Origin of the sequence: Streptomyces aculeolatus (genome assembly GCF_020400605.1) — a bacterium.
GTDB classification, from domain to species: domain Bacteria; phylum Actinomycetota; class Actinomycetes; order Streptomycetales; family Streptomycetaceae; genus Streptomyces; species Streptomyces aculeolatus.
On the sequence record NZ_JAINRD010000017.1, the window covers coordinates 31,101 to 52,288 of the forward strand.

At 74.0% G+C, this 21,188-nt stretch carries 19 protein-coding genes and 2 tRNA genes; 14 read left to right on the forward strand and 7 right to left on the reverse strand.

Translation table 11 applies throughout. The annotated features are described in order from the left end of the window. Window positions 1-82: 82 nt before the first annotated feature. The gene (locus LG396_RS25090) at window positions 83-1,462 is read right to left on the reverse strand and encodes an amidohydrolase family protein (protein ID WP_225796497.1); all 1,380 of its coding nucleotides are present in this window, start codon (window positions 1,460-1,462) and stop codon (window positions 83-85) included. A gap of 299 nt (window positions 1,463-1,761) precedes the next feature. Between LG396_RS25090 and LG396_RS25095 the strand changes: the two genes are divergently transcribed. From LG396_RS25095 to LG396_RS25145, 11 genes are all read left to right on the forward strand, one after another. Beyond that, window positions 1,762-1,834 (forward strand) — tRNA-Thr (locus LG396_RS25095). A gap of 46 nt (window positions 1,835-1,880) precedes the next feature. Next, window positions 1,881-1,953 (forward strand) — tRNA-Met (locus LG396_RS25100). 91 nt (window positions 1,954-2,044) lie between these two features. Next, the gene (gene rpmG / locus LG396_RS25105) at window positions 2,045-2,209 is read left to right on the forward strand and encodes a 50S ribosomal protein L33 (protein WP_003948671.1); all 165 of its coding nucleotides are present in this window, start codon (window positions 2,045-2,047) and stop codon (window positions 2,207-2,209) included. Window positions 2,210-2,445: 236 nt separating this feature from the next. Then, window positions 2,446-2,898 (forward strand): MaoC family dehydratase N-terminal domain-containing protein, encoded by a 453-nt coding sequence (locus LG396_RS25110; RefSeq protein WP_018841992.1) that lies wholly within the window; start codon window positions 2,446-2,448, stop codon window positions 2,896-2,898. 6 nt (window positions 2,899-2,904) lie between these two features. Next, window positions 2,905-3,339, forward strand: coding sequence for a MaoC family dehydratase (locus LG396_RS25115; protein ID WP_018834918.1), 435 nt, complete (start codon window positions 2,905-2,907; stop codon window positions 3,337-3,339). A gap of 166 nt (window positions 3,340-3,505) precedes the next feature. Continuing rightward, entirely contained in the window at window positions 3,506-4,054 is a 549-nt protein-coding gene (locus LG396_RS25120; protein WP_372483563.1) for a TetR/AcrR family transcriptional regulator, read from the forward strand. Window positions 4,055-4,149: 95 nt separating this feature from the next. Beyond that, window positions 4,150-5,610, forward strand: coding sequence for a DHA2 family efflux MFS transporter permease subunit (locus LG396_RS25125; RefSeq protein ID WP_225796499.1), 1,461 nt, complete (start codon window positions 4,150-4,152; stop codon window positions 5,608-5,610). A gap of 188 nt (window positions 5,611-5,798) precedes the next feature. Next, window positions 5,799-6,206, forward strand: a complete 408-nt coding sequence (locus LG396_RS25130) for a YccF domain-containing protein (protein ID WP_018834921.1) — start codon at window positions 5,799-5,801, stop codon at window positions 6,204-6,206. 98 nt (window positions 6,207-6,304) lie between these two features. Continuing rightward, window positions 6,305-7,444 carry a family 43 glycosylhydrolase gene (locus LG396_RS25135; RefSeq protein WP_225796500.1) on the forward strand — a complete coding sequence of 380 codons (1,140 nt, stop codon included), beginning with the start codon at window positions 6,305-6,307 and terminating at the stop codon, window positions 7,442-7,444. A gap of 33 nt (window positions 7,445-7,477) precedes the next feature. After that, window positions 7,478-8,350, forward strand: coding sequence for a hypothetical protein (locus LG396_RS25140; protein ID WP_225796501.1), 873 nt, complete (start codon window positions 7,478-7,480; stop codon window positions 8,348-8,350). Window positions 8,351-8,663: 313 nt separating this feature from the next. Then, the gene (locus LG396_RS25145; RefSeq protein WP_504968350.1) at window positions 8,664-10,508 is read left to right on the forward strand and encodes a serine/threonine-protein kinase; all 1,845 of its coding nucleotides are present in this window, start codon (window positions 8,664-8,666) and stop codon (window positions 10,506-10,508) included. Between the two features lie 123 nt (window positions 10,509-10,631). On the opposite strand, the gene LG396_RS25150 is transcribed toward LG396_RS25145, so the two are convergent. From LG396_RS25150 to LG396_RS25160, 3 genes are read right to left on the reverse strand one after another with little or no spacing between them, the layout of a single operon-like run. Further along, window positions 10,632-12,203 (reverse strand): MFS transporter, encoded by a 1,572-nt coding sequence (locus tag LG396_RS25150; protein ID WP_225796502.1) that lies wholly within the window; start codon window positions 12,201-12,203, stop codon window positions 10,632-10,634. Beyond that, the gene (locus LG396_RS25155; RefSeq protein WP_225796503.1) at window positions 12,200-12,910 is read right to left on the reverse strand and encodes an NAD(P)H oxidoreductase; all 711 of its coding nucleotides are present in this window, start codon (window positions 12,908-12,910) and stop codon (window positions 12,200-12,202) included. The genes LG396_RS25150 and LG396_RS25155 overlap by 4 nt, the downstream gene beginning before the upstream one ends. 47 nt (window positions 12,911-12,957) lie before the next feature. Continuing rightward, on the reverse strand, window positions 12,958-13,764 hold the full coding sequence (locus LG396_RS25160) for an SDR family oxidoreductase (protein ID WP_018853489.1): 807 nt from the start codon (window positions 13,762-13,764) through the stop codon (window positions 12,958-12,960). A 247-nt stretch (window positions 13,765-14,011) separates the two neighbouring features. Here LG396_RS25160 and LG396_RS25165 point away from each other — a divergent pair, with 247 nt between their 5' ends. After that, window positions 14,012-17,452 carry an AfsR/SARP family transcriptional regulator gene (locus tag LG396_RS25165; RefSeq protein ID WP_225796504.1) on the forward strand — a complete coding sequence of 1,147 codons (3,441 nt, stop codon included), beginning with the start codon at window positions 14,012-14,014 and terminating at the stop codon, window positions 17,450-17,452. Window positions 17,453-17,541: 89 nt separating this feature from the next. On the opposite strand, the gene LG396_RS25170 is transcribed toward LG396_RS25165, so the two are convergent. Next, window positions 17,542-18,138, reverse strand: coding sequence for a hypothetical protein (locus LG396_RS25170; RefSeq protein WP_225796505.1), 597 nt, complete (start codon window positions 18,136-18,138; stop codon window positions 17,542-17,544). A 158-nt stretch (window positions 18,139-18,296) separates the two neighbouring features. Here LG396_RS25170 and LG396_RS25175 point away from each other — a divergent pair, with 158 nt between their 5' ends. Both LG396_RS25175 and LG396_RS25180 read left to right on the forward strand, forming a co-directional pair. Then, window positions 18,297-19,022: an SDR family NAD(P)-dependent oxidoreductase gene (locus tag LG396_RS25175; RefSeq protein ID WP_225796601.1), complete on the forward strand. Its 726-nt coding sequence runs from the start codon at window positions 18,297-18,299 to the stop codon at window positions 19,020-19,022. A 10-nt stretch (window positions 19,023-19,032) separates the two neighbouring features. Continuing rightward, entirely contained in the window at window positions 19,033-19,380 is a 348-nt protein-coding gene (locus tag LG396_RS25180) for a MerR family transcriptional regulator (RefSeq protein WP_225796506.1), read from the forward strand. Window positions 19,381-19,441: 61 nt separating this feature from the next. Here LG396_RS25180 and LG396_RS25185 read toward each other — a convergent pair whose 3' ends face one another. Further along, complete coding sequence (locus LG396_RS25185) at window positions 19,442-20,668, reverse strand: RNA polymerase sigma factor (protein ID WP_225796507.1); 1,227 nt, start codon at window positions 20,666-20,668, stop codon at window positions 19,442-19,444. Window positions 20,669-20,670: 2 nt separating this feature from the next. Beyond that, the gene (locus LG396_RS25190; protein ID WP_037748935.1) at window positions 20,671-21,039 is read right to left on the reverse strand and encodes a YciI family protein; all 369 of its coding nucleotides are present in this window, start codon (window positions 21,037-21,039) and stop codon (window positions 20,671-20,673) included. Between the last annotated feature and the right edge of the window lie 149 nt (window positions 21,040-21,188).

Genomic DNA, 21,188 nt, shown 5'->3' on the forward strand with positions numbered 1-21,188 from the left:
GACAGCCCTGCCGGGCCGCGAGACGGTGAGCCCGCGGCAGTCGGCCGCCGCGCGAGAGCCGGCAGCCCTCAGCCCGTAGCCGTCAGCCCGCCGTACGCCGCAGGCCCTGCCGCGGCAGCGCCGGGTCCGCGGCGCCGGAGTCGCAGTACTCCCGTACCGCGCTCGTACGGGCCACCACCCGGCCGCGGTGGATCACGACCCGGCTGTACCCCAGCGACAGCGCATCCGCGACGGAGTCGCCCCGCACCGCCAGCAGTTCCGCCGGGAAACCCGCCTCCACCCGCACCTCCGGCAGCCCCAGCACCGCCCGTGCCTGCCCGGCCACCGCCTCGTACGCCGCCGCCGGGTCGGCCTCCCCGCTGGAGGCGAGGAGGTACGCGGACTGCAGGGGATCCCCGCGCCCCACGGGGTTCGCGGCGTCGCGTACGGCACCGCTCCCCGCCGCGACGCGCACACCGGCGGCGCGCAGCAGCCGCACGGGGGCGTACGCAAACGGCCGCGCCCCCGCACCGCGACCCGCACCACCCCGCCCCGGCCCCACCCCCCGCACCGCGCCGCAGTCGCCCTGCGGCAGACACACCACCCCCACCCCCGCACCCGCCAGCCGCTCCGCCACCCCCGCCGCCGTCTCGTACGGCACCCGCGCCAGCCCGCCGCACGGCCCGACGGCCACCCGGCACCGCAGCTCCCCCGCCACCGCCGCCACCCGGTCGAGCCGTGCGGGATCCGCACCGTCGCAGTGCAGATCGACCGCACACCCGTACTCCGCGGCCACCCGCAGCACGGCATCCGTGTGGCCCGCCGGATCCGGGTCCAGGTCCGGGCAGCCGCCGACCGCGGTGGCGCCCATGGCGACGGCGTCGTGGAGCAGCGCCCGGCCCCCGGCCCCCGCGGCGCCGGTCAGCACCGGGGCCGCGGCCACCACCGCGACGTCGGCGAGCCCCCGCAGCGCGGCACGGGCGGCGAGCACGGCGCGGAGGTGGTCGAGCCCGGCACCGCCGCCGATGCGTACGTGCGTGCGCAAGGTGGTGGCGCCGTGCCCGAGTTGGAGGAGGGCGGCCTCGACGGCGCGCCGCTGCACACCGGCAACGACAGCCTCGGAAGACCCGGGGGACCGGGAAGCCCCGGAAGACCCCGAGGACCCGGCAGAACCCGGAGAACCGCAAGTCCCCGCAGACCCGGAGCCTCGCGGGGACTCCCCCGTCAGCGCCGTGTCCAGGTGCGCGTGCGCCTCCACCGGCGCCGGCAGCAGCACATACCCCCCGAGATCCACCCGCGCCCCGCACCCGCCCTCCGGCCCAGCCAGGCTGCCCGCCGTCCCCACCGCCAGGATCCGCCCGCCCCCGAGGCGTACGTCCACCGTCCTGCCGTCGGCCAGCCGCGCACCGCACAGCACCGGTGCGCCCTCACCCCCCGCGGCGGACCCGTGCCGAGGCTGCTGCGGGGGGCTGCTGGCGGGCATGTGACTCCTGCGGGCAGGTCAGGGTAAACATCCCCGATGTGAGCAAAATCGCATAACCGAGATCAGAAAAAGCGCCATCACAGTCAGAAGCCATCAAACTGCACCAGACGGCGCGAACGAGCCTAGGTGGGGCGGGCACGCGCGCCGCGGAGGAGGGGAGGGGGAGGGGATAAGTCGTACCGGCGCGGCAACCGGCAGGTCCGCCCACCGGCGGTGATCGGCACGTGCGGGCGGGCACGATCAAGGGCGGGTTACTGATTTCACCTTCGGCCGCTCAGCGTGTAGTGTCTTCATCGCTCGCCCCAATAGCTCAGTCGGCAGAGCGTCTCCATGGTAAGGAGAAGGTCAACGGTTCGATTCCGTTTTGGGGCTCTGATGCGGTTCGCACCTCGCTATCCTGGGAGGCGCAGAGCATCGCAGCGGTGTAGCTCAGTCGGTAGAGCAAGCGGCTCATAATCGCTGTGTCACCGGTTCAAGTCCGGTCACCGCTACTCACCTCATGTAGCCGATTGCAGGCTCGGACCTTCGGTCGGCTACTCTTTCTGCGTTGAAGAAGTTGTCCGTCCGTCAAGGAGCACTCACGTGGCTGCCACAGACGTCCGCCCGAAGATCACGCTGGCCTGCGTGGAGTGCAAGGAGCGGAACTACATCACCAAGAAGAACCGGCGCAACAACCCGGATCGCCTGGAGATGAAGAAGCACTGCCCTCGCTGCAACGCCCACACGGCGCACCGCGAGACCCGCTGAACGCAGGCCATCGAACCCCTCGTCCCGTTCGGGACGAGGGGTTCGCCGCGCTTCACTCCGCGTCCGGCACCGGATCCGGCACCGGACGCGCCTCCGCAGCGAAAGCGCCTCGGCAGCGATGCCGACCACCGCCCGGCCGGCCACCGGCCACCGCCTGCCGACCAGCGCCTACCGGCCGCCGGCCCCCGCCTGCTGACCGCCGCCTCCCGGCCACCGCCCGCGCGACAGGAGAGTTCATGCCGCTCGATCAGTCCTTCGTGGGCCGGAGCTATCCGCCCACCGCCCCCTACGAGGTGGGCCGGGAGAAGATCCGCGAGTTCGCGGAGGCGGTGGGCGACGCCAACCCCGCGTACACCGATCCGGAGGCCGCGAAGGCCCTGGGCCACCCCGACGTGATCGCGCCGCCGACGTTCGTGTTCGCGATCGCGTTCCGGGCGGCGGGACAGGTGATCGAGGACCCGCAGCTGGGGCTGGACTACAGCCGCGTGGTGCACGGGGACCAGAAGTTCGCGTACAGCCGTCCGGTACGGGCCGGGGACCGGCTCTCGGTGACGTCGACGATCGAGACGATCAGGTCGATGGCCGGGAACGACATCATGGACGTGCGCGGCGAGATCCGCGACGAGGCGGGCGAGCACGTGGTGACGACGATCATCAAGCTGGTGGCCCGCGCCGCCGAGGAGGGCTGAGGGCCGATGGTGGCGAAGGTGGCGTACGACGCCGTCGAGGTCGGCACGGAGCTGCCGGCGCAGTCGTTCCCGGTGACCCGCGAGACGCTGGTGCGCTACGCGGGCGCGTCCGGGGACTTCAACCCGATCCACTGGAACGAGCGGTTCGCCAAAGAGGTCGGGCTGCCCGACGTGATCGCGCACGGCATGTTCACGATGGCCGAGGCGATCCGGGTGGTCACGGACTGGGCGGGCGACCCGGGCGCGGTGGTGGACTACGGGGTGCGGTTCACGAAGCCGGTGGTCGTGCCGGACGACGGCGCGGGCGCGGTGATCGAGGTGTCGGCGAAGGTCGCGCAGAAGCTGGACGACGAGGCGCGTACGGTCCGGGTGGACCTGACGGCGACGAGCGGCGGGCAGAAGGTGCTGGGGATGTCGCGAGCCGTCGTCCGACTGGCGTAGCGGGGCGCGGGTGATCCCGGGGGTAGTGGGCCATCCCGGGGGCGTGGCCCTCGAACGAGTGCCGCACGGGGGTACGTACGGGAGTCGTACGGCACGCCCGTACGACTCCCGGGCCCTCCGCTTGACAAGTTAGTGATTGACCAATAACTTACTGCCCATGGTCAGGATGAGCGCAGACGAGCGACGCGAGAGCGTCATCCGTGCGGCGATCACTGAGTTCGGCCGTGGCGGCTACCACGGCACGTCCACCGAGTCGATCGCCAAGCGGGTCGGCGTCTCGCAGCCGTACCTCTTCCGCCTTTTCCCCAACAAGCGCGCCATCTTCCTCGCCGCCTCCCTGCGCTGCATCGAGGACACGGCCGCGGTGCTGCGCGCCGCGGCGGAGGGTGTGCCGGCGGACAGGGCGGAGAAGGTGATGGCCGCGGCGTACCAGCGGCTCATCGAGGACCGCGACCTGCTGCTGATGCAGATGCAGATGTACGTCGCGGTGGCCTCGGCCGAGTCGTCGGGCGACCACGAGTTCGGCAGGCCGATCCGGGCCGCGTGGTCCGAGCAGCTCTACGACGTCGCACTGCTGGCGTTGGAGGGGGACGCGGAGACGACCACCACCTTCCTCGCGTACGGAATGCTGATCAACACCCTCGTCGCGCTCGGCTACCCGCCGAAGGACCGGGTGTGGGAGGGCTTCTGGCCCGAGACCCTGCCGCGGGCGTGACCCGCAACCCGTAGGCCGTAACCCCCGAACCCCGGCACTCCCGTGCCCCCGCATGCCCACAGAAGTTATTGATCAATAACTTACCTGGAGAGACGATGTCCGACACCACCCACCCCACCGGCGAACGCCGCCGCCCCGGCGCCACCTTCTGGGCCCTGCTCCTCACCAGCCTCGCCAGCTTCATGGGCGCGCTCGACAACCTCGTCGTCACCACCGCCCTCCCCGCCATCCGTGACGACCTCGGCGGCGGCATGGAGGACCTGGAGTGGACGGTCAGCGCGTACACGCTCACCTTCGCCGTCCTCCTCATGCTCGGCGCCTCCCTCGGCGACCGCTTCGGCCGCCGCCGGATGTTCGCCGTCGGCATCGGCATCTTCACCGCCTCCTCCGCCGCCGCCGCGCTCGCCACCGGCATCGACGGCCTCGTCGCCGCCCGCGCCGCGCAGGGCGTCGGCGCCGCGCTGCTGATGCCGCTGTCGCTGACCCTGCTCTCCGCCGCCGTACCGGCCGCCCGCCGCGGCATGGCACTCGGCGTCTGGGGCGCGGTGCAGGGCCTGGCCGTCGCGTCCGGGCCGCTGGTCGGCGGGGCGCTGACCGAGCACATCTCGTGGCACTGGATCTTCTGGCTGAACGTGCCCGTCGGCATCGCCCTGATCCCGCTGGTCCGGCTGAAGCTGGCCGAGAGCCACGGCCCGAACGACCGCCTCGACATCCCCGGCACCGTACTCGCCAGCACCGCGCTCTTCGGCCTCATCTACGCCCTCGTCCGCGGCAACGCCGACGGCTGGACCGCCGCCCCCGTCCTCGCCGGGCTGATCGCCGCGCCGGTGCTGCTGACCGCCTTCGTCGCGTACGAACTGCGCGCCAAGAACCCCATGCTGCCCATGCGCCTCTTCCGCAACCGCAGCTTCAGCGCCGTCAACGCGGCGAGCGTGCTGATGTTCATCGGGATGTTCGGCTCGATCTTCCTGCTCAGCCAGTTCCTCCAGGGCGTCGGCGGCTACTCGCCGCTGGAGGCCGGCCTGCGCATGCTGCCGTGGACCGCGATGCCGCTGATCGTCACCCCGATCGCCGGCGCGCTCTCCGACCGCATCGGCGGCCGGCCGATCATCGCGGCCGGTCTGGCGCTGCAGGCGCTGGGGCTGGCGCTCTGGGCGGTGGCGATCGAGGTGGGCTTCTCGTACGGGTCGATCCTGCCGGCACTGACGGTCAGCGGCGTGGGGATGGCGATGTACTTCGCGCCCTCCGCGAACGTCGTCCTGTCCAGCGTCGCCCCGGAGGAGCAGGGCATCGCGTCGGGGGCGAACAACGCGCTGCGCGAGCTGGGCGGTGCGCTGGGCATCGCGGTGCTGGCGGCGGTCTTCTCCGCCCAGGGCGGCTACGAGACGGGGCAGGGCTTCGTCGACGGCCTGACGCCGGCGCTGTGGGTCGGCGCGGCGGCGGTGGGGCTGGGGGCGGCGATCGCGCTGCTGATCCACCGGCACCGGGAGCCGGAGCCGGCGGTGGTGCGGGCGGCGGCGGCGCCGGAGAGTGACCGTACCCCGGTGGGGGTCTGACGGTCCGGCCGCCCGGCGGTCGGAACCGCCGGGCGGTCCGGCCGGGAGCAGCCCGGGAATGTCCCGCGCCGGGGGGCGCGGGACATTCCCCGTGTCGTACGTCCTGCGTTTCCGTCCCGGCGCCTCACGCGCCGATACTGGTGTCGACGGACCGTACAGAGGCAAGAGCCCCGGGAGAGGTGCCGATCATGAAGCTGTTCAATCTGCTCTTGAACGTCCTGTGGCTGATCTTCTGCGGAATCTGGATGGCGATCGCGTACACGATCGCCGCACTGGTGTGCTTCATCCTGATCATCACGATCCCGTTCGGCATCGCGTCGCTGCGGATCGCGGGGTACGTGCTGTGGCCGTTCGGCCGCACGACGGTGGAGCGGCCGGGGGCGGGCGCGCCGTCGGTCGTCGGCAACGTGATCTGGGTGATCTTCGCCGGCTGGTGGCTGGCGCTCGGCCACCTGATCACCAGCATCCCGCTCTTCCTGTCGATCATCGGCATCCCCTTCGGCTGGGCGAACCTGAAGCTCATCCCGATCTCGCTCATGCCCCTGGGCCGCGAGATCGTCTCCACTGACGAACGCTTCGGCTACGCCCCGCGCTGACGGGGCTCCGGGGGGCGGCGGCGGGCGCCGGCGGCGTGTATCTGCTTTGTATGCGAGCCCCCTTGAATCGGCGGTGACACCGACGACAGGGGAGAATCGTGCGCACCCGTACCCGCCGACTGCTCGCCGTGATGAGCGCGGCCACAGCCCTGGCCGTCGCGGCGCCGCTGGCCGACGCGGCCCCGCCGGCGCTGTTGGCGCTCTCGGCACCGTCGCCCTCGCCGGCCGCGTCGGCTCCTGCCGCTGACGGCACGTTCTCCCCCGCGGCGAACCCGTCGTCCTTCCAACTGGCCGATCCGGACACCGTGCGGGCGAAGGACGGCCGGTACGTCACCTACGGCACCACGGTGCCCGCCGGCCGCGGGAAGCGGTGCGAGGGCGCGACCGGGCGGCTCTACGTCCCGGTACTCGTCCACGGCTCCGGCAACACGGTCGGCATGACCGACTGCGCCTCGGGCGACGCGCTGCCCGGCGGGCCGGGCGCCTGGGCAGAGCCGGGCGGCGCCATCTGGGCCCCCGGCGTGGCCCGTTACGGCGACCGCTACTTCATGTTCTACACCGCCTCGCGCAAGGGCTCCGGGCAGAAGTGCATCGGCCGGGCCGTCGCGGCGTCGGCCCGCGGCCCGTTCCGCAGCGCGGGCGAGTGGGCCTGCCCGCCGGGCGGGCGGTGGGCGATCGACGCGAACCCCTTCGTCAGCGGCAGCACCATGTACGTCACCTACCGGGACGACGCGATCGCGGCCGGCGCCGAGACCGGCGTCTCGACCGTACGCACCGACGGCGAGGGCCGGGCCGTCTGGAGCACCCGCCGGGACGTGCTCAAGAGCACCGACATCACCTGGGACACCCGCGGGACCAGCGGCGGCACCCACGTCGTCGAGAACCCGTCGATGTGGCGGCGGGCCAACGGCACCTGGTACCTGATGTACTCCGGCAACAACTGGGACAGCGCCCGCTACGCCACGGGCATCGCCGAGTGCGGCACCACCCCGCTCCCCTCGTCGCGCTGCAAGCCCCTCCGCAACGGCGTGGAGCGCCCGTACTTCGGCTACACCGGCTCCGGCGGCCTCGGCCCGTACCGCGGCCTGCCGGCCAACCACCGAGGGCCGGGCGGCATGGACGTCTTCGCCGTCCCCGACGGCACCCTCCGGGTGGTGTGGCACTGGTGGGACGGCGGCCCCCGCTACCCGATGAACGGCGCGCTGCGCCTGAACGCGGACGGCTACTACGTCCAGTAGGGACCGCACCCGAAGCCCGCGGAGGGAGAAGTCATGGAAGCGATCACCAGAAGGCGCGCCCTGGGACTCGGCGGCGCGACCCTCGCCGGCACGGCGCTGGCCGGCACGGCCGGCGCCCTGGCCGCGGCCGACAGCGCGGACGCGGCGAACAGCGCCGAAGCGGCCGCCGGCTGGCAGCGGCTCGTCGTCATCACGGCCAACATCGGCCGCAAGAACATGGGACAGCGGGAACGCGCCATCCGGGACGTCCGGCACGCCGTGACGATCGACGGCAAGCTGACCAGACCGCTGGTGGGCTGGCAGGAGATCGGCGAGGGGGACGGGAGCGACAACCAGGAGCCCCGCTGGATCAACCAGTACTTCGGCAGCGCCTACCGGAACATCTTCGAGCAGGAGGGCCGCGCCCGCAGGGTGCCGATGTCGATCCCCAAGGCGTACGACATCGTCGACCGCAGGGTCACCTTCGTCCACGGCGGCAAGGCGGGGGTCTCGCCGCACCGGGTCATCACCGAGGCGGTGCTGGCACGGGCGGACGATCCCCGGGCGAGGTTCGTCTTCGCCAACACCCACTACGTGGCGGGGGCGTTCAACGGCACGCAGGACCCGCACGAGGCGTGGCGGGACGACATGTGGCGACGGCACTTCCGCAAGCACCGCGACGAGGTACTGGGGTACTGGCGCGCCCGCGGCTTCCCGGTGATCTGGACGGGAGACGTGAACCGCACCCCGATGCCGCTGCTCCTGCCCAACTACGAGAAGCGCGCGTTCGCGCGCGGGATCGACCAGATCGGATGGGTGCCGGGCACGAACGGCACGCAGTTGCGGCTGCGGTGGACGAAGGTGGTGCCGATGCACGTGGACGGCCACGACGCGAGGGTGGCGGTGATGCAGATCCGCCGGGTCTGAGGTTCTGCGGGGCGTTCTGAAGCGTCTTGCAGAAGGCGGTGAACTGGGCATCCCCGGCGTGCGGCCGGGGTGTTGAGGGCGGTCGGCGACCGCACGGGAAGGGGGACGCCCACATGCACGACCTCGCTCTCGCGGCATGACCGGAGAGCCGCACTCACCGGCCCTGGACTGCCCGGACTCGCCCTTGTGCGACGTGCTTCAGGACCGGACGGGCTCATGGAGCGGGCGACCCGGCTCCTGAGCTCCACGGCCCTGTTGCACGCCTCCTCCGCCGACGAGCCCCGGGGGTGACGGTGCCGACTCTGCGGATATCTTGACCGGACACGGCCCACGGGGGGCCGCAGCAGCCGCAGGAGGTCGTGCGATGCCAAGAGCTGGTGGGACACCGAAGCGACCCGACAACGGTCACATGCCGCAGGGCCGCCGTGTGATCGCCGGACGGTACCGGCTCCAGGAACTGCTCGGCACCGGTGGCATGGGCACGGTCTGGCGGGCCGAAGACGAACTCCTCGGCCGAGAAGTGGCGTTAAAGGAAATACGAGTCCCCCCGCAACTCGCCGAGGACGAACGCGAGCGTCTCCATGAACGCACTCGCCGCGAGGCTCGCAGCGCTGCCAGGATCACCCACCCGAACGTCGTCGTCGTGCACGATGTAGTCGACGGCACGGCAGACACCGCCGCCCCGTCCGGCGTTGCAGACGGCCCGTCGCCGTGCATCATCATGGAATACGTCCGCTCCAGAACCCTTGCGGACGTGCTGAAGGAACAGGGGCCCCTGCCCCCGGCCGAAGCCGCCCGGATCGGCCACCAGATGACGGCCGCACTGCGCGCCGCGCACGCGGCGGGCGTGCTGCACCGCGACGTGAAACCGGGCAACGTCCTGCTCAGCGCGGACGGCCGGGTGGTGCTCACCGACTTCGGTATCGCCATGTCCAGCGGCGCATCCACCCTCACCAGGACCGGCGAGATCGTGGGTTCGGTCGGTTACCTCGCCCCCGAGCGGGTCCGCGGCCGGACCCAGGGCCCCGCTTCGGACCTGTGGTCACTTGGCGCGACCCTCTTCGAAGCGGTCGAAGGTCACAGCCCGTTCCGCCGCGACACCGCCATGGAGACGGTGTACGCGATCGCCGCCGACCCACTTCCACCGCTCACCACGCGCGGCCCGGTGGCCGAACTGGTCGCCGAACTCCTGCGCAAGGAGCCGGATTCACGGCCCTCCGCCGCGGAGGCCGAACAGCGCCTGCGCGCCGCGGCCGCGGACGGGACGACGGCCGCTACCGTGCAGATTCCCGCGCCGGGTGCACACACCACGGGGCTGCCGGTCCCCTCCCAGGCGGAGGCCGCTGCGGTCTCCGACGCACCAGTGAGGCAGGCCGCCCCGGAAGAACGGCGGCCCGCCGCGCAACGGCACACCGGATCCGCGTCCTTGCCGCCGGCCGGGAGTGGCGCCGGTGCGGCCACCGCCGCCGGCACGCACACACGCCGACCCGCGCTGTACGCGGGACTGGCCCTCTTGCTCGCTGTGGCGGTCGCGGGCGGGGTCCTGACGTATCTGCGTGCTCAGGACGGGGATTCGCACTCCGCGCCCGACGCATCTGCCCCCGGGGCGTCGCTCTCCCCCGGGGGGACGCAAGACCGCTCACCGGCCTCCTCCGACTCCGCGGGCACACCAGAGGGGTCGCAGAGCGACACCGCGTCCGCTCCGCCCGGCCCGCGGTACGAGATGGCCGAACCGCTCGGTCCCGGGCTGGCGATGCCCGTGCCCAAGGGCTGGCGACAGGGCTCGGAGGGAGGCGACGCACTGTACATAGACCCCACCGACACGGTGCGACTGCAGATCGGCGTGACCGATTTCGAGGATGTCGGCCCGAAGGCCAACCTGGCACAGAACGAGGAGTCCTCTCAGGCGGAGGGAAAACTCCCCGGCTACGAGCGGATCCGTCTGGACGGTGTGGAGCACCGGGGACAGGCCGCGGCGGTCTGGGAGTTCACCTTCGCCGGCAAGGAGCGTCGCTTTCGCGCGATCAACTTCGGCTTCGACACCGCCGACGGCCGCCACTTCGCCCTGTACCTGTCTGCCCCGGCGGACCGCTGGAACGACTACGTGGGCATCTACGAGACGGTCCGGGACGGCATCGACACCGGCGGCGGGACCTGACATCCGCGGGACACGCACGGCGTGGATGCGGCGACCGCCATCGCGAATGCCTGGTGGCAGGCCGCTCCCCGGGCCTCGTGGCGGAGCCCGGGGCCTCTTCGGCTCCGGGCTTCGGCCGTCTTATCAGGTCGTCAGTACCTGCTTCTCCTCCTCCGGTTCCTCCTGCTCCTCCTCCCCCGTGATCGGCGGTACCCGCCGCAGCAGTGCCGCCGCCACCGCCGCCGTCACCAGAGCCACCAGCGCACTTGCCGCCGCCGCCGTGTGCAGGCCCGCCGTGAAGGCGTCCCTCGCCGCTGCCGCCAGGGCCGCGGCGCGTTCGGGGCCGGGCAGGGCGGCTGCCGTGTCGAGGGCCGCGCCTACGGTGTCGCGGGCCTCTGCGGGGGCGTCGGAGGGCATCTCGTTGCGGTAGACCGCCGCCGCCAGGCTGCCGGTCACCGCGATGCCGAGCGCGAGGCCCAGGTCGTACGCCGTCTGGCCGGTCGCGGCGGCGGCGCCCGCCTTCGGCGGGGGTGCGCCGCCCACGGCGAGGGCCGTGCCCAGGACGCTGATCGGGGCGACGCCGAACATGACCACCGTCAGCCCCGTCGCCGTGGCGCCGACGCCCGTCACCGAAGTCAGCATCGCGTAGCCGGCGAGGGAGATCAGCAGGCCGGCCACCAGGACCCACGCCGGGCGGTACCGCCTCGCCAGAACCGGTGTGAGCTGCGAGCCCGCCACCAGCCCGGCCGCGCCCGGCACCAGCCACAGCCCCGCCGCCAGCGGCGACAGTTCCGTCACCGCCTGGAGGTACTGCGGCACCAGGTACTCGACCCCGTTGAGCGCCGTCATGCCCAACAGGAGGGTGAGCAGTGCTCCGGTGAACTCCCGGCGGCGGAACAGCGCCAGGTCCAGCAGCGGGTCCGCCAGCCGGTTCTGCCGGCGTACGAAGGCGGCCACCGCCGCCGCGCCCGCCGCCGTGGACAGCCCGGCCGTCGGGCCCGGGCCGTGTTCCGCCGTGTGCTTGACCGCGTAGACCAGCGGCAGCACCGACGCCAGGAACAGCGCGACGCTCGGCAGGTCCAGGCGGCCGGGGTCCGGGTCGCGGTACTCCGGCAGCAGCAGCGGTGCGGCCGGCAGCACCGGCAGCATCACAGGCAGCCCGATCAGGAACACCGAGCCCCACCACCAGTGCTCCAGCAGTACGCCGCCGACGATCGGCCCCGCCGCCAGGCCCGCGGACAGGGCCGTGACCCACATCGCGATGGCCGTCGCCCGCTGCCGCGGGTCGGCGAACATGTGGCTGATCAGGGAGAGGGTGGAGGGCAGTACGGCCGCGCCGGCCACTCCCAGTACGGCGCGGGCGCCGATCAGGGTCGCGGCGTTCGGCGCGTACGCCGCCACCACCGACGCGACCATGAACCCGGCGGAACCCGCCAGCAGCAGCCTGCGGCGGCCGACGCGGTCGCCGAGCGTGCCCATGATCACGAGGGTGCCCGCGGTGAGGAACCCGTAGATGTCGGTGATCCACAGTACTTCGGAGCCGCTGGGCTGCAGGTCGGCGGCGAGGTACGGGGTGGCGAGCCAGAGCACGCCCAGGTCGGCGGTCATCAGGGCGACCGGCACCAGCAGCAGCGCCAGGCCGAGCCACTGGCGGGCTCCGGCGCGCGGTGGGGGCGTGCGGCGGTCGGGGGTCAGGGTGTTGGCGTTCGTGCTCATGAGGTGGCCTCCACGCGCGCGATTGCCGTGCCGCGCTGCGGTGTGTGCTGCTGGGGACGGGGCTGGGTGTGGTGCGGATCGCGCTGCCGGGTGTGGTGCCGTGGCCCGTTGCCCAGGACCTCCCGCCGGGCGGCCTCCGCCGCCGCCAGCGTCTCCCGCACCCGCGCGGGCCGTACGTGTACGGGCACGCCCGTCAGCTCCGTGCCGTGCAGCAGCCGCACCGCCGACGCGGTGATGCCGTTGTACTCGGAGATGCCGACCCGCAGTTGCGTGTCCAGCGCGGTGTCCAGGCCGTCGCGGGCGTACTCGGCGGCCGTGGCGCCCGCCAGCCCCAGCCACAGCATCCGCTTCGCGGCGAGCCGCGGGGTGCTGCGGCCGTAGGCGAAGCCGTAGTTCCAGACGCGGTCGATCCAGCCCTTGAGGATGGCCGGCGGCGCGTACCACCACACCGGGAAGACGACGAGGATGTCGTCGGCCGCGGCGATGCGGTCCATGTGGGCGTGGACCTCGGCGGAGTACCGCTTGTCGCGGTTCTCCCAGTCGGGTTCGTCCTCGGGGTACAGGCGCGGGTCGAAGCGTTCGGCGTACAGGTCCAGGACGTCGACCGTGCCGCCGCCGTCCCGTATCCGGGCCTGCAGTCCGGCGGCGACCTGCGCGGTGAGGGAGTCGGAGCGCGGGTGGGCCACGACCAGGAGCGTGTGGGACATGAGGTCTCTCCAGGAGTGTGCGCAACGGGAATACGCGGGGGGCGTGTTCAGATGCCGAGGCCCGAGCCGCCGCTGACGTCGATGTTCTGGCCGGTCACCCACCGGGCGTCCGCGGAGGCGAGGAAGGCGACCACGTCGGCCACGTCGTCGGGGCGCCCCACGCGGTCGAAGACGGAGAAGGCGGCGGCGTGGGCGCGGGCCCGGGGGTCGGCCAGCCAGGGGTGGATGTCGGTCTCGATGGTCCCCGGGGACACCGCGTTGACGGTGATGCCGCGGGAGCCGAGGGCCTGGGCGAGCGTCAGCGTCAGTACGTCGATCGCGCCCTTGGCGGCGGCGTACGCGACCATCGCGGGGAAGGCGGTCCTGGTGACGCCCGACGAGATGTTGACGATCCTGCCCCCGTCGCGGAGGCGCTCCAGGCCCTGCTGGATGAGGAAGAACGGGGCCTTGGCGTTGACCGCGAACACCTCGTCGAAACCGGCCTCGGAGACCTGGTGGATCTCGCCCGGGCCGCTGACGCCGGCGTTGTTGACGAGGATGTCGAGGCCGTCCGCGTGGGCGTCGAACTCCCGCCACAGCGCGGCCGCGTCGCCCGGGCGGCCCAGCTCGGTGCCGAAGGCGAAGGCGGTGCCGCCGGCCGCCTCGATGGTGCGGACGGTCTCCTTGGCCGCCACGTCGTTGGTCGCGTAGTGCACGCCGACGCGGGCGCCCTCGGCCGCCAGGCGCTCGGCGATGGCGCGGCCGATGCCGCGGCTGCCGCCGGTGACGAGGGCGGTCCTGCCGGTGAGGCGGTGGGGCACGGGGGCGGGGGCGGCCTTGGTGGCCGTGGTCGCCGGGTGGGTGTGGGCGGACATGTGCGGCTCCTCGTTCGCGGTCCTGCCGGCCGGGGGTTCCTCGTCCGGTGCATCTCACTGTCCGGGGCACCGCATCGGATCCGGCTCGGGTCCTGTTCGGACCGGGCCCGGGGGGTGTGCGGGGCCGGGCGGGCCGGGTGTGCGGGCCCGTCTCCCCGGGCGGCCCTCCCGGTCCCCCGGGGCGGCCCCTCCCGGGCTCCGAGGCAGGTCGGGGGCGGTGTCGGCGGCCTGGGTTACCGTGATCGGCATGCGATTCGGGGTGCTGGGCGAGACGGCGGTGTGGACCGACGCCGGCGTGCCCGTGCGCGTACCGGAGCTGAAGGTGCGCGCCCTCCTCGCCTCCCTCCTGGCGCACGCCGGGCAGCCGGTCGCGACGTCGCGGCTGATCGACGACCTGTGGGGCGACGAGCCGCCCGGGAACCCGGCCCGGTCGCTCCAGGCGAAGGTCTCGCAGCTGCGGGCCGTGCTGGAGGCCGCGGAGCCCGGCGGGCGGGACCTGGTCGCCACGCGCGCCCCGGGGTATCAGCTCGTCCTTGCCGCCGACGCGCCGGATGCCCTGAACGACCCGGACGCCCTGGACTCCCGGCGGTTCGCGCGGCTGGCCGCCCGTGCCCGTACGGCACCGGACGCCGCCGGGCGGATCGCCCTGCTGGACGAGGCCCTGGCACTGTGGCGCGGGCCCGCCTTCGCGGACTTCGCCGGGGAGCCGTTCGCGCAGCCGGCGGTGGCGCGGCTGGCGGACGAGCGGCTGGCCGCGGCGGAGGCGCGGGCCGCGGCGCGGCTGGAGCTGGGTGAGCACGCCGAGGTGGTGGGCGAGCTGGCCGAGTTGGTGGCGCAGCATCCGCTGCGGGAGCAGTTGCGCGCCGTGTATCTGCGGGCGCTGTACGGGGCGGGCCGCCAGAGCGAGGCCCTCGCGGGGTACGAGGACCTGCGCGCCCGCCTCGCCGACGAGCTGGGGCTCGACCCCGGCCCGGCGCTCGCCGCGCTGCACGGGGCGATGCTCCGGCAGGACGCGGAGCTGGACGCACCGGCCGCCGCCGCGCGCAGGCCCGCGGCGGCCCCGGCGCGGACGAACCTCATCGCTCCCCCGCTGGGCGACCTCGTCGGACGGGACGAGGACGTCGGGGAGGTGGCGGGGCTGCTGGCGGAGCGGCGGCTCGTCACGCTCACGGGGCCGGGCGGGGTCGGCAAGACGCGGCTCGCGCTGGCGGTGATGGAGAAGCTGCGCGGGACGTATCCGGACGGCGAGTGGCTGGTGGAGCTGGCCGGCGCGGAGGGCGGGCCGGCGGGCGCGGGCGGCCGGCCGGTCCGTACGGAAGACGGGCGGGTCCGTACGGCGGACGGGCGGGTCCGTGCGGGAGACGCGCCGGCCCGTGCGCACGGGCGGCTGGCCGAGACCGCCGCCGCCGCGCTCGGGCTGCGCGACGACGGCACGTGGGGCCGGCGCCCCGCGGGCGAGGCGGATCCCGGTACGGCGGGGCGGCTGGCCGGGGCGCTCGCCGGCCGCCGGATGCTGCTCGTACTGGACAACTGCGAGCATGTCGTCGACGAGGCCGCCGAATTGGTGGAGCTGCTGCTGCGCAGCGTGCCCGGCCTGACCGTGCTGACGACGAGCCAGGAGGCGCTGGCGCTCGCCGGGGAGACGCTGTGGGCGGTGCCGCCCCTCGCCCCGGACAGCGCGCGCGAGCTGTTCACGGCGCGCGCCGCCGCGTCCGCGCCCGGGTTCACGCTCGACGCGGCGGGCAGGGCGGCGGTGGAGGCCATCTGCCGCCGGCTGGACGGCATCCCGCTGGCGCTGGAGCTGGCGGCGACGCGCGTACGCGCGTTGGGCGTCCACCAGTTGTTGCAGCGCCTCGACGACCGCTTCCGGCTGCTGTCCGCGGGCCAGCGCGGTGCTCCGGCGCGGCAGCAGACGCTCCGGGCGGTGATCGACTGGAGCTGGGAGCTGCTGACCGCACCGGAGCGGGCGGTGCTGCGGCGGCTCGCCGCGCACGCGGAGGGCTGCACGCTGGAGGCCGCGGAAGCGGTGTGCGCGGGCGGCGGGGTGGCGGCGCAGGACGTGCTGGGGATCATGGCGCGGCTGGTCGACCGCTCGCTGGTGGTCGCGGCGCCGGACGGCTCGCGCTACCGGCTGCTGGAGTCGGTCGCCGCCTACTGCCTGGAGCGGCTGGACGAGGCGGGCGAGCGGGAGTCCGTACAGGCACGGCACCTGGAGTGGTACGCGGGCCTGGCCGCGCGCGCGGACCCGCAGTTGCGCGGGGCGGCGCAACTGGCCTGGCTGGAGCGGCTGGACGCGGAGAGCGCGAACCTGCGTACGGCGCTGGCCACGGCGGCGCGCCGGGGCAGCGCGCCGGATGCGCTGCGGCTGGTGGACGCGCTGGGGTGGTACTGGGTGCTGCGCGGTCGCCTCGCCGAGGCGCTGCGCTCGGCGACGGACGCGCTGGCGCTGCCGGCAGGCGGCGGGAGCGACGCGCGCGGCCCGGGCGCCCCGGGCGACTCCGGCGACTCCGGCGAAGCGGCGCTGCGGGCGCGGGTGGACGTGTGGCGGACGGGGTTCGCGATCCTGACGGGGGACGGGACGGAGCGTACGGCGCGGATCGCGGCGGCCGTCCGGGCGTACGAGAGGAGCCGCGCGCGGCGCGAGACCCGCGGTGGCGCGGAGGGGGACGACGGCATGTCGGGCTGGCGGGGCCCGGCGTGGGCGGGGTGGTTCCTGGGGCACACGCTGTGCGGTACGGGGAGCATGGCCGAGGGCGAGGAGTTGACGGGCCGTGCCCTCGCCGCCTTCCGGGAGCAGGGCGACGGCTGGGGCGAGGCGGCGGCTCTCGGGGACCGGGCGGTGCAGCGGCTGCTGAAGGGCGACCTGGCCGCGGCGGCGGGTGCGGCGGAGCGCAGCGCGGAGTTGTTCGGGGGCGTGGGCGACGCGTGTTCCCAGCTGTGGACGGTGTACCCGCTGGCCTCGCTCGCGGAGATCCACGGCGACTACGCCCGCGCAACGGAGCTGTGGCGCGACGGACTCGACGTCGCCCGCCGCTTCGGCGCGTCACCGCAGGCGGTGGACCTGCTGGCGGGCCTGGGCCGGGCCGCGCTGCTCGCGGACGACCTGGCGGCGTCGTACGACCACCACGAAGGAGCGCGGCGCGCGGCGGCCGACATCGGCTTCCGCGCCGGTGAGATCAACGCCCGCCTGGGGCTGGCGCTCACGGCCCGCCGGGACGGCCGGCTGGACGCGGCGGAGTCGCATCTGCGCGCCGTGCTCGACTGGCACCGCGAGGTCGGCCTGAACGGCGCCAACGCTCTGGTCCTCGCCGAGTTGGGCTTCGTGGCCGAGCTGCGCGGCGACGCGCCGCGGGCCCGCGCCCTCCAGCAGGAGGGCTACGAGACGGCCCTGACGACGGGCGACCCGCGCGCGCTGGCCCTGTCCCTGGAGGGCCTGTCCGCGGCCCGCACCCTGACGGACACCCCGGCCGCCCTGCGGGAGGCGGCCCTGCTCCTGGGCGCCGCGGCGGCAGCCCGCCGCGCCACGGGCGCGCCGCTGCCGCCGGCGGAACGGGGGGATGTGGACCGGACGGCGGACCGGATCCGCGCGGGCCTGGGGGCGGCGGAGGCCGAGGAGGCACTGCGGCGCGGGGAGGAACTGACACCGCAGGAGGCCGCGGCGGGCGGACGGGTCGAAGCGGGCGGCTAGAGCGCGGTCAGAGCGCTTCTTCCGGATCCTGGTCTGGGCGGACACCGCCATTCCCACCTTGTCGGACAGATGCCCCCCTGGGAAGGGCCCTAGTCCAGCCCCTCCCGCATCCGCCAGCCGCCGCCGGCCACACCCCAACCGGTGACTTCGGGCCGGACCGGAGGGAGCGCCCAGGGCTCCAGGGTTCCCTCGCAAAGCTCCGCCAGGAACTGGACCACTCCGCCCTCGTAGTGCCACCAGGGGCTGTTGCGGGAGCAGATGGTGACCGGCCACTGCTCGGGGTCGTCCCCGAGGACGCTCCAGAAGAAGCTGTCGCCCTCCTTCGAGTCCCCCCAGGACATCAGGTGCGTCGAGGTGAGCGCCGCCGGTCGCAGGTCGGTGGGGTACTCGGAGTCCGTGTCTTCCTTGACCTTCGCTTCGACCCAGTCGCCTTCCTCCCCCGGCCATGGAGTGAAGACGCCCAGGAAGTCGTCCAGTTCGAAGGCCGGATACCACTCGGCGAGCGTCTTGAAGTCGGACGGCAGTGCCGTTCCGATTCCTTCCTCGACCGCCCGCCAGTCGAACACGGCCGGTTCCCGCCGGCGGAGTTCCACCAGCCCGGGGACAACGCGCTCCAGTACGGCGATCGCCTCGTCGCAGTCGAGGATCCTGCGCGCCGGTCTCTGGGTTCCCATGAGCTCTGCCACGGACGCAGCCTGCCAGACAGGTCGGACAATGCCGGCGCCGACCGCGGGGGTTCGCCGGATTCGATGTCCGATGCGGCACCTTGGCCTTGACCTTGACGCCGGGGTCAGGGTTTAGCGTCCCGGCCATGGAAGAGACGAACTCCCTCCACGGCCGGGCAGTGGTCATCACCGGTGGAGGCACCGGGATCGGCCGTGCGACCGCCCGGCTGTTCGCCGCCGCGGGGGCCGAGGTCCTCGTCGTCGGCCGGACCGCCGAACGCCTGGCGGAGACCGCCGCATCACATCCGCGTATCCGGACGTGCGTGGCCGACGTTGCCGAGCCGGATGCCCCGGCCGACGTCGTCGCCGCCGCGCTGGAGGCGTTCGGTCGCATCGACGTCCTGGTCAACAACGCCGCGATCACACGTCCGGCTCCTCTCGGCGCGATCGACCGCAAGGTCGCCGCGGCACAGATCGCCACGAACCTCCTGGCCCCGGTATTCCTCGCCCAACATGCCCTGCCGCACCTGGAGGACGGCGGCGCCATCGTCAACATCACGTCCATCCCGCCCCACTACGGCTGGCCGGGCAACTCGGTCTACGGGGCCACGAAGGTGGCCCTGGACCACCTGACCCACACGTGGGCCGTCGAGCTGGCCCGGCGCGGCGTTCGCGTGGTGTCGGTGGCGCCCGGGATAACGGCGACGCCGGTGCTGACCCACGCCGGGTTCTCGGACGAGCAGATAGCCGAGGAGGGCAGGAAGCTCCGGGCCCGGATCCCCCTCGGCCGTATCGCGGAACCCGAGGAGATCGCCTGGTGGATCGTGAACGCGGCGCGCCCCGAAGCCGGTTACCTCACCGGTACGATCATCCGGGTCGACGGCGGGCTGGGTGCGGCCGGATAGGGATGGCGCGATGCGGATAGGGGAACTGGCGGACAGGGCCGGCACCACCGTTCGCGCCCTGCGGTACTACGAGCAGCAGGGGCTGCTGCACCCCCATCGGGCCTCGAACGGGTACCGGGAGTACGACGAGGCGACGGTCGGCCAGGTGGGCAACATCAGGCTGCTGCTCTCGCTCGGCCTCACCGCCCACGACGTCCGCGCCTTCCTGCCCTGTCTCGACGAGGAGATGAGCGGTGGTCCCGTCTGTCCCGCGAGCGCGCGGGTCATGGCGCACAGGCTCGCCGACGTGGAAGACAAGATCGCCGCGCTGGAAGCCGTCCGCAGCCGTCTCCTCGGCGCACTTCCCCGGGACCGCTGAGCAGGGCCGGGCCGCGTGAGCCGCCTGCGGCCGGGCACCGCCCCGCCGCAGGCGCGGCACGTCAGTGCGGTCCGGCGCCGAGCCGGTCGGCGCGGCGGGTCAGGTAGTCGCGCTCGGGCAGGCTCGCGGTGCGCTGTGCCGCCTCGCGGTACGCGCGGACGGCGGCCCGCGACTCCCCCGACTCCTCCAGCAGGTGGGCGCGTACGGCGAAGAACCGGTGGTGGTCGCCCAGTTCCCCGGCCAGCTCCGCGCAGGCGGCCAGGCCGGCCCGGGGGCCCTCGACCATGGCGAGGGCGACCACGCGGCCGAGCCGCGCCATCGGGCTCGGGTCCAGCCGCTCCAGGAAGCGGTAGAGCCCGAGAATCTGCGGCCAGTCGGTGTCCCGCGCCAGCCCGGCCTCGTCGTGGACGGCGGCGATCGCCGCCTGGAGCTGGTACGGGCCGGTCGGCGGGCGCGGCAGGACGCCGGTGAGGATCGCGACCCCTTCGTCGATCAGCTCGCGCCGCCACAGCCTCCGGTCCTGCGCCTCCAGGGGCACCAGCCCGCCGTCCGCGTCGAGACGGGCCGGGCGGCGCGCGTCGGTGAGCAGCATCAGGGCGAGGAGGCCCGCCAGTTCGTGCTCCTCCGGCAGGCTCTCCCGGAGCCGGCGGGTCAGCCGGACCGCCTCGCCGGACAGCTCCACCCGGGCGAGCCGGTCGCCGGTGGCGGCCGCGTAGCCCTCGTTGAAGATCAGGTAGAGCACCCGCAGCACGCTCGGCAGCCGCGCGGACCTGGTCGCGGCGTCGAGGACCCCGAACCCGCCGCCCGCCGCCGCGACCGCCTGCTTGGCGCGGGAGATGCGCCGCGTCATGGTGTCGGCCGGCACCAGGAACGCCGCCGCGATCTCGGCGGTCGTCAGCCCGCCGACCGCCCGCAGGGTCAGCGCCACCTGGGACGCCGGCGACAGGTCCGGGTGGCAGCAGAGGAAGAGGAGGTCGGCGGTGTCGTCCGCCCCGTACTCCACCGGGCCGGTCAGCCGCGCCTCCGCCTCGGCGGTCCGCAGCTCGCGGCGGCGGCGCGCGGACTCCGAGCGCCACATGTCGGTGAGCCGGCGGCTCGCGACCGTGACCAGCCAGGCGCGCGGGTCGGCCGGCACGCCCTCGGCCCGCCACTGCTGCGCCGCCGCCAGCATCGCCTCGCTGACCGCGTCCTCGGACCGGTCGAAGTCGCCGGTACGGCGGGTGAGCGCGCCCAGCACCTGCGGGAGCAGCTCCCGCAGGTGCTCCTCCAGCCGGGCCTCGGTGACCACGGCTAGAGCGCGTCCGCCGCGCCGCCGGGGCCGAGCAGCGGCCTGACCTCGACGCCCCAGTGCCGGGCGTCCGGGAACCTGGCGGCGATCTCCACCGCGCGCTCGATGGACTCGCAGTCGACGAGCCAGTAGCCGGCCATGTGCTCCTTCAGCTCCAGGTACGGGCCGTCGGTGACGAGCGTCCGCCCGTCGCGGACCCGGACCGCCCGGCCGGCCGGCGGGCCGGCCAGCGGATCGCCGGCCAGCCACTCGCCGGACGCCGTGCAGTCGGCCAGCAGCTGCTCGTACTCCGCGTCCTCCCGCGCGCGCTCGCTCTCGCTCAGCGCCTCCCAGTCCTCCGTCGAGGCGTAGACCATCAGCAGGTACTTCACGGTTCGCTCCTCCTCGCCGGGCGGGACCCGTCGTCCCACCGTCCGCCCCGTGGTCGTCGCCACCGCGCCGGACCGGACATGCCGCCTCCGGCCGATTCTTCACCAGGTCCCGTGTCCGGTTCCGGGACACGCCGCCGACCACGGGGCAG

Coding starts and splice junctions, on each gene's coding strand:
- LG396_RS25090 (WP_225796497.1), bottom strand. CDS start 1,462: ATGCCCGCCAGCAGCCCCCCGCAGCAGCCTCGGCACGGGTCCGCCGCG.
- LG396_RS25110 (WP_018841992.1), top strand. CDS start 2,446: ATGCCGCTCGATCAGTCCTTCGTGGGCCGGAGCTATCCGCCCACCGCC.
- LG396_RS25115 (WP_018834918.1), top strand. CDS start 2,905: ATGGTGGCGAAGGTGGCGTACGACGCCGTCGAGGTCGGCACGGAGCTG.
- LG396_RS25120 (WP_372483563.1), top strand. CDS start 3,506: ATGAGCGCAGACGAGCGACGCGAGAGCGTCATCCGTGCGGCGATCACT.
- LG396_RS25125 (WP_225796499.1), top strand. CDS start 4,150: ATGTCCGACACCACCCACCCCACCGGCGAACGCCGCCGCCCCGGCGCC.
- LG396_RS25130 (WP_018834921.1), top strand. CDS start 5,799: ATGAAGCTGTTCAATCTGCTCTTGAACGTCCTGTGGCTGATCTTCTGC.
- LG396_RS25140 (WP_225796501.1), top strand. CDS start 7,478: ATGGAAGCGATCACCAGAAGGCGCGCCCTGGGACTCGGCGGCGCGACC.
- LG396_RS25150 (WP_225796502.1), bottom strand. CDS start 12,203: ATGAGCACGAACGCCAACACCCTGACCCCCGACCGCCGCACGCCCCCA.
- LG396_RS25155 (WP_225796503.1), bottom strand. CDS start 12,910: ATGTCCCACACGCTCCTGGTCGTGGCCCACCCGCGCTCCGACTCCCTC.
- LG396_RS25160 (WP_018853489.1), bottom strand. CDS start 13,764: ATGTCCGCCCACACCCACCCGGCGACCACGGCCACCAAGGCCGCCCCC.
- LG396_RS25165 (WP_225796504.1), top strand. CDS start 14,012: ATGCGATTCGGGGTGCTGGGCGAGACGGCGGTGTGGACCGACGCCGGC.
- LG396_RS25180 (WP_225796506.1), top strand. CDS start 19,033: ATGCGGATAGGGGAACTGGCGGACAGGGCCGGCACCACCGTTCGCGCC.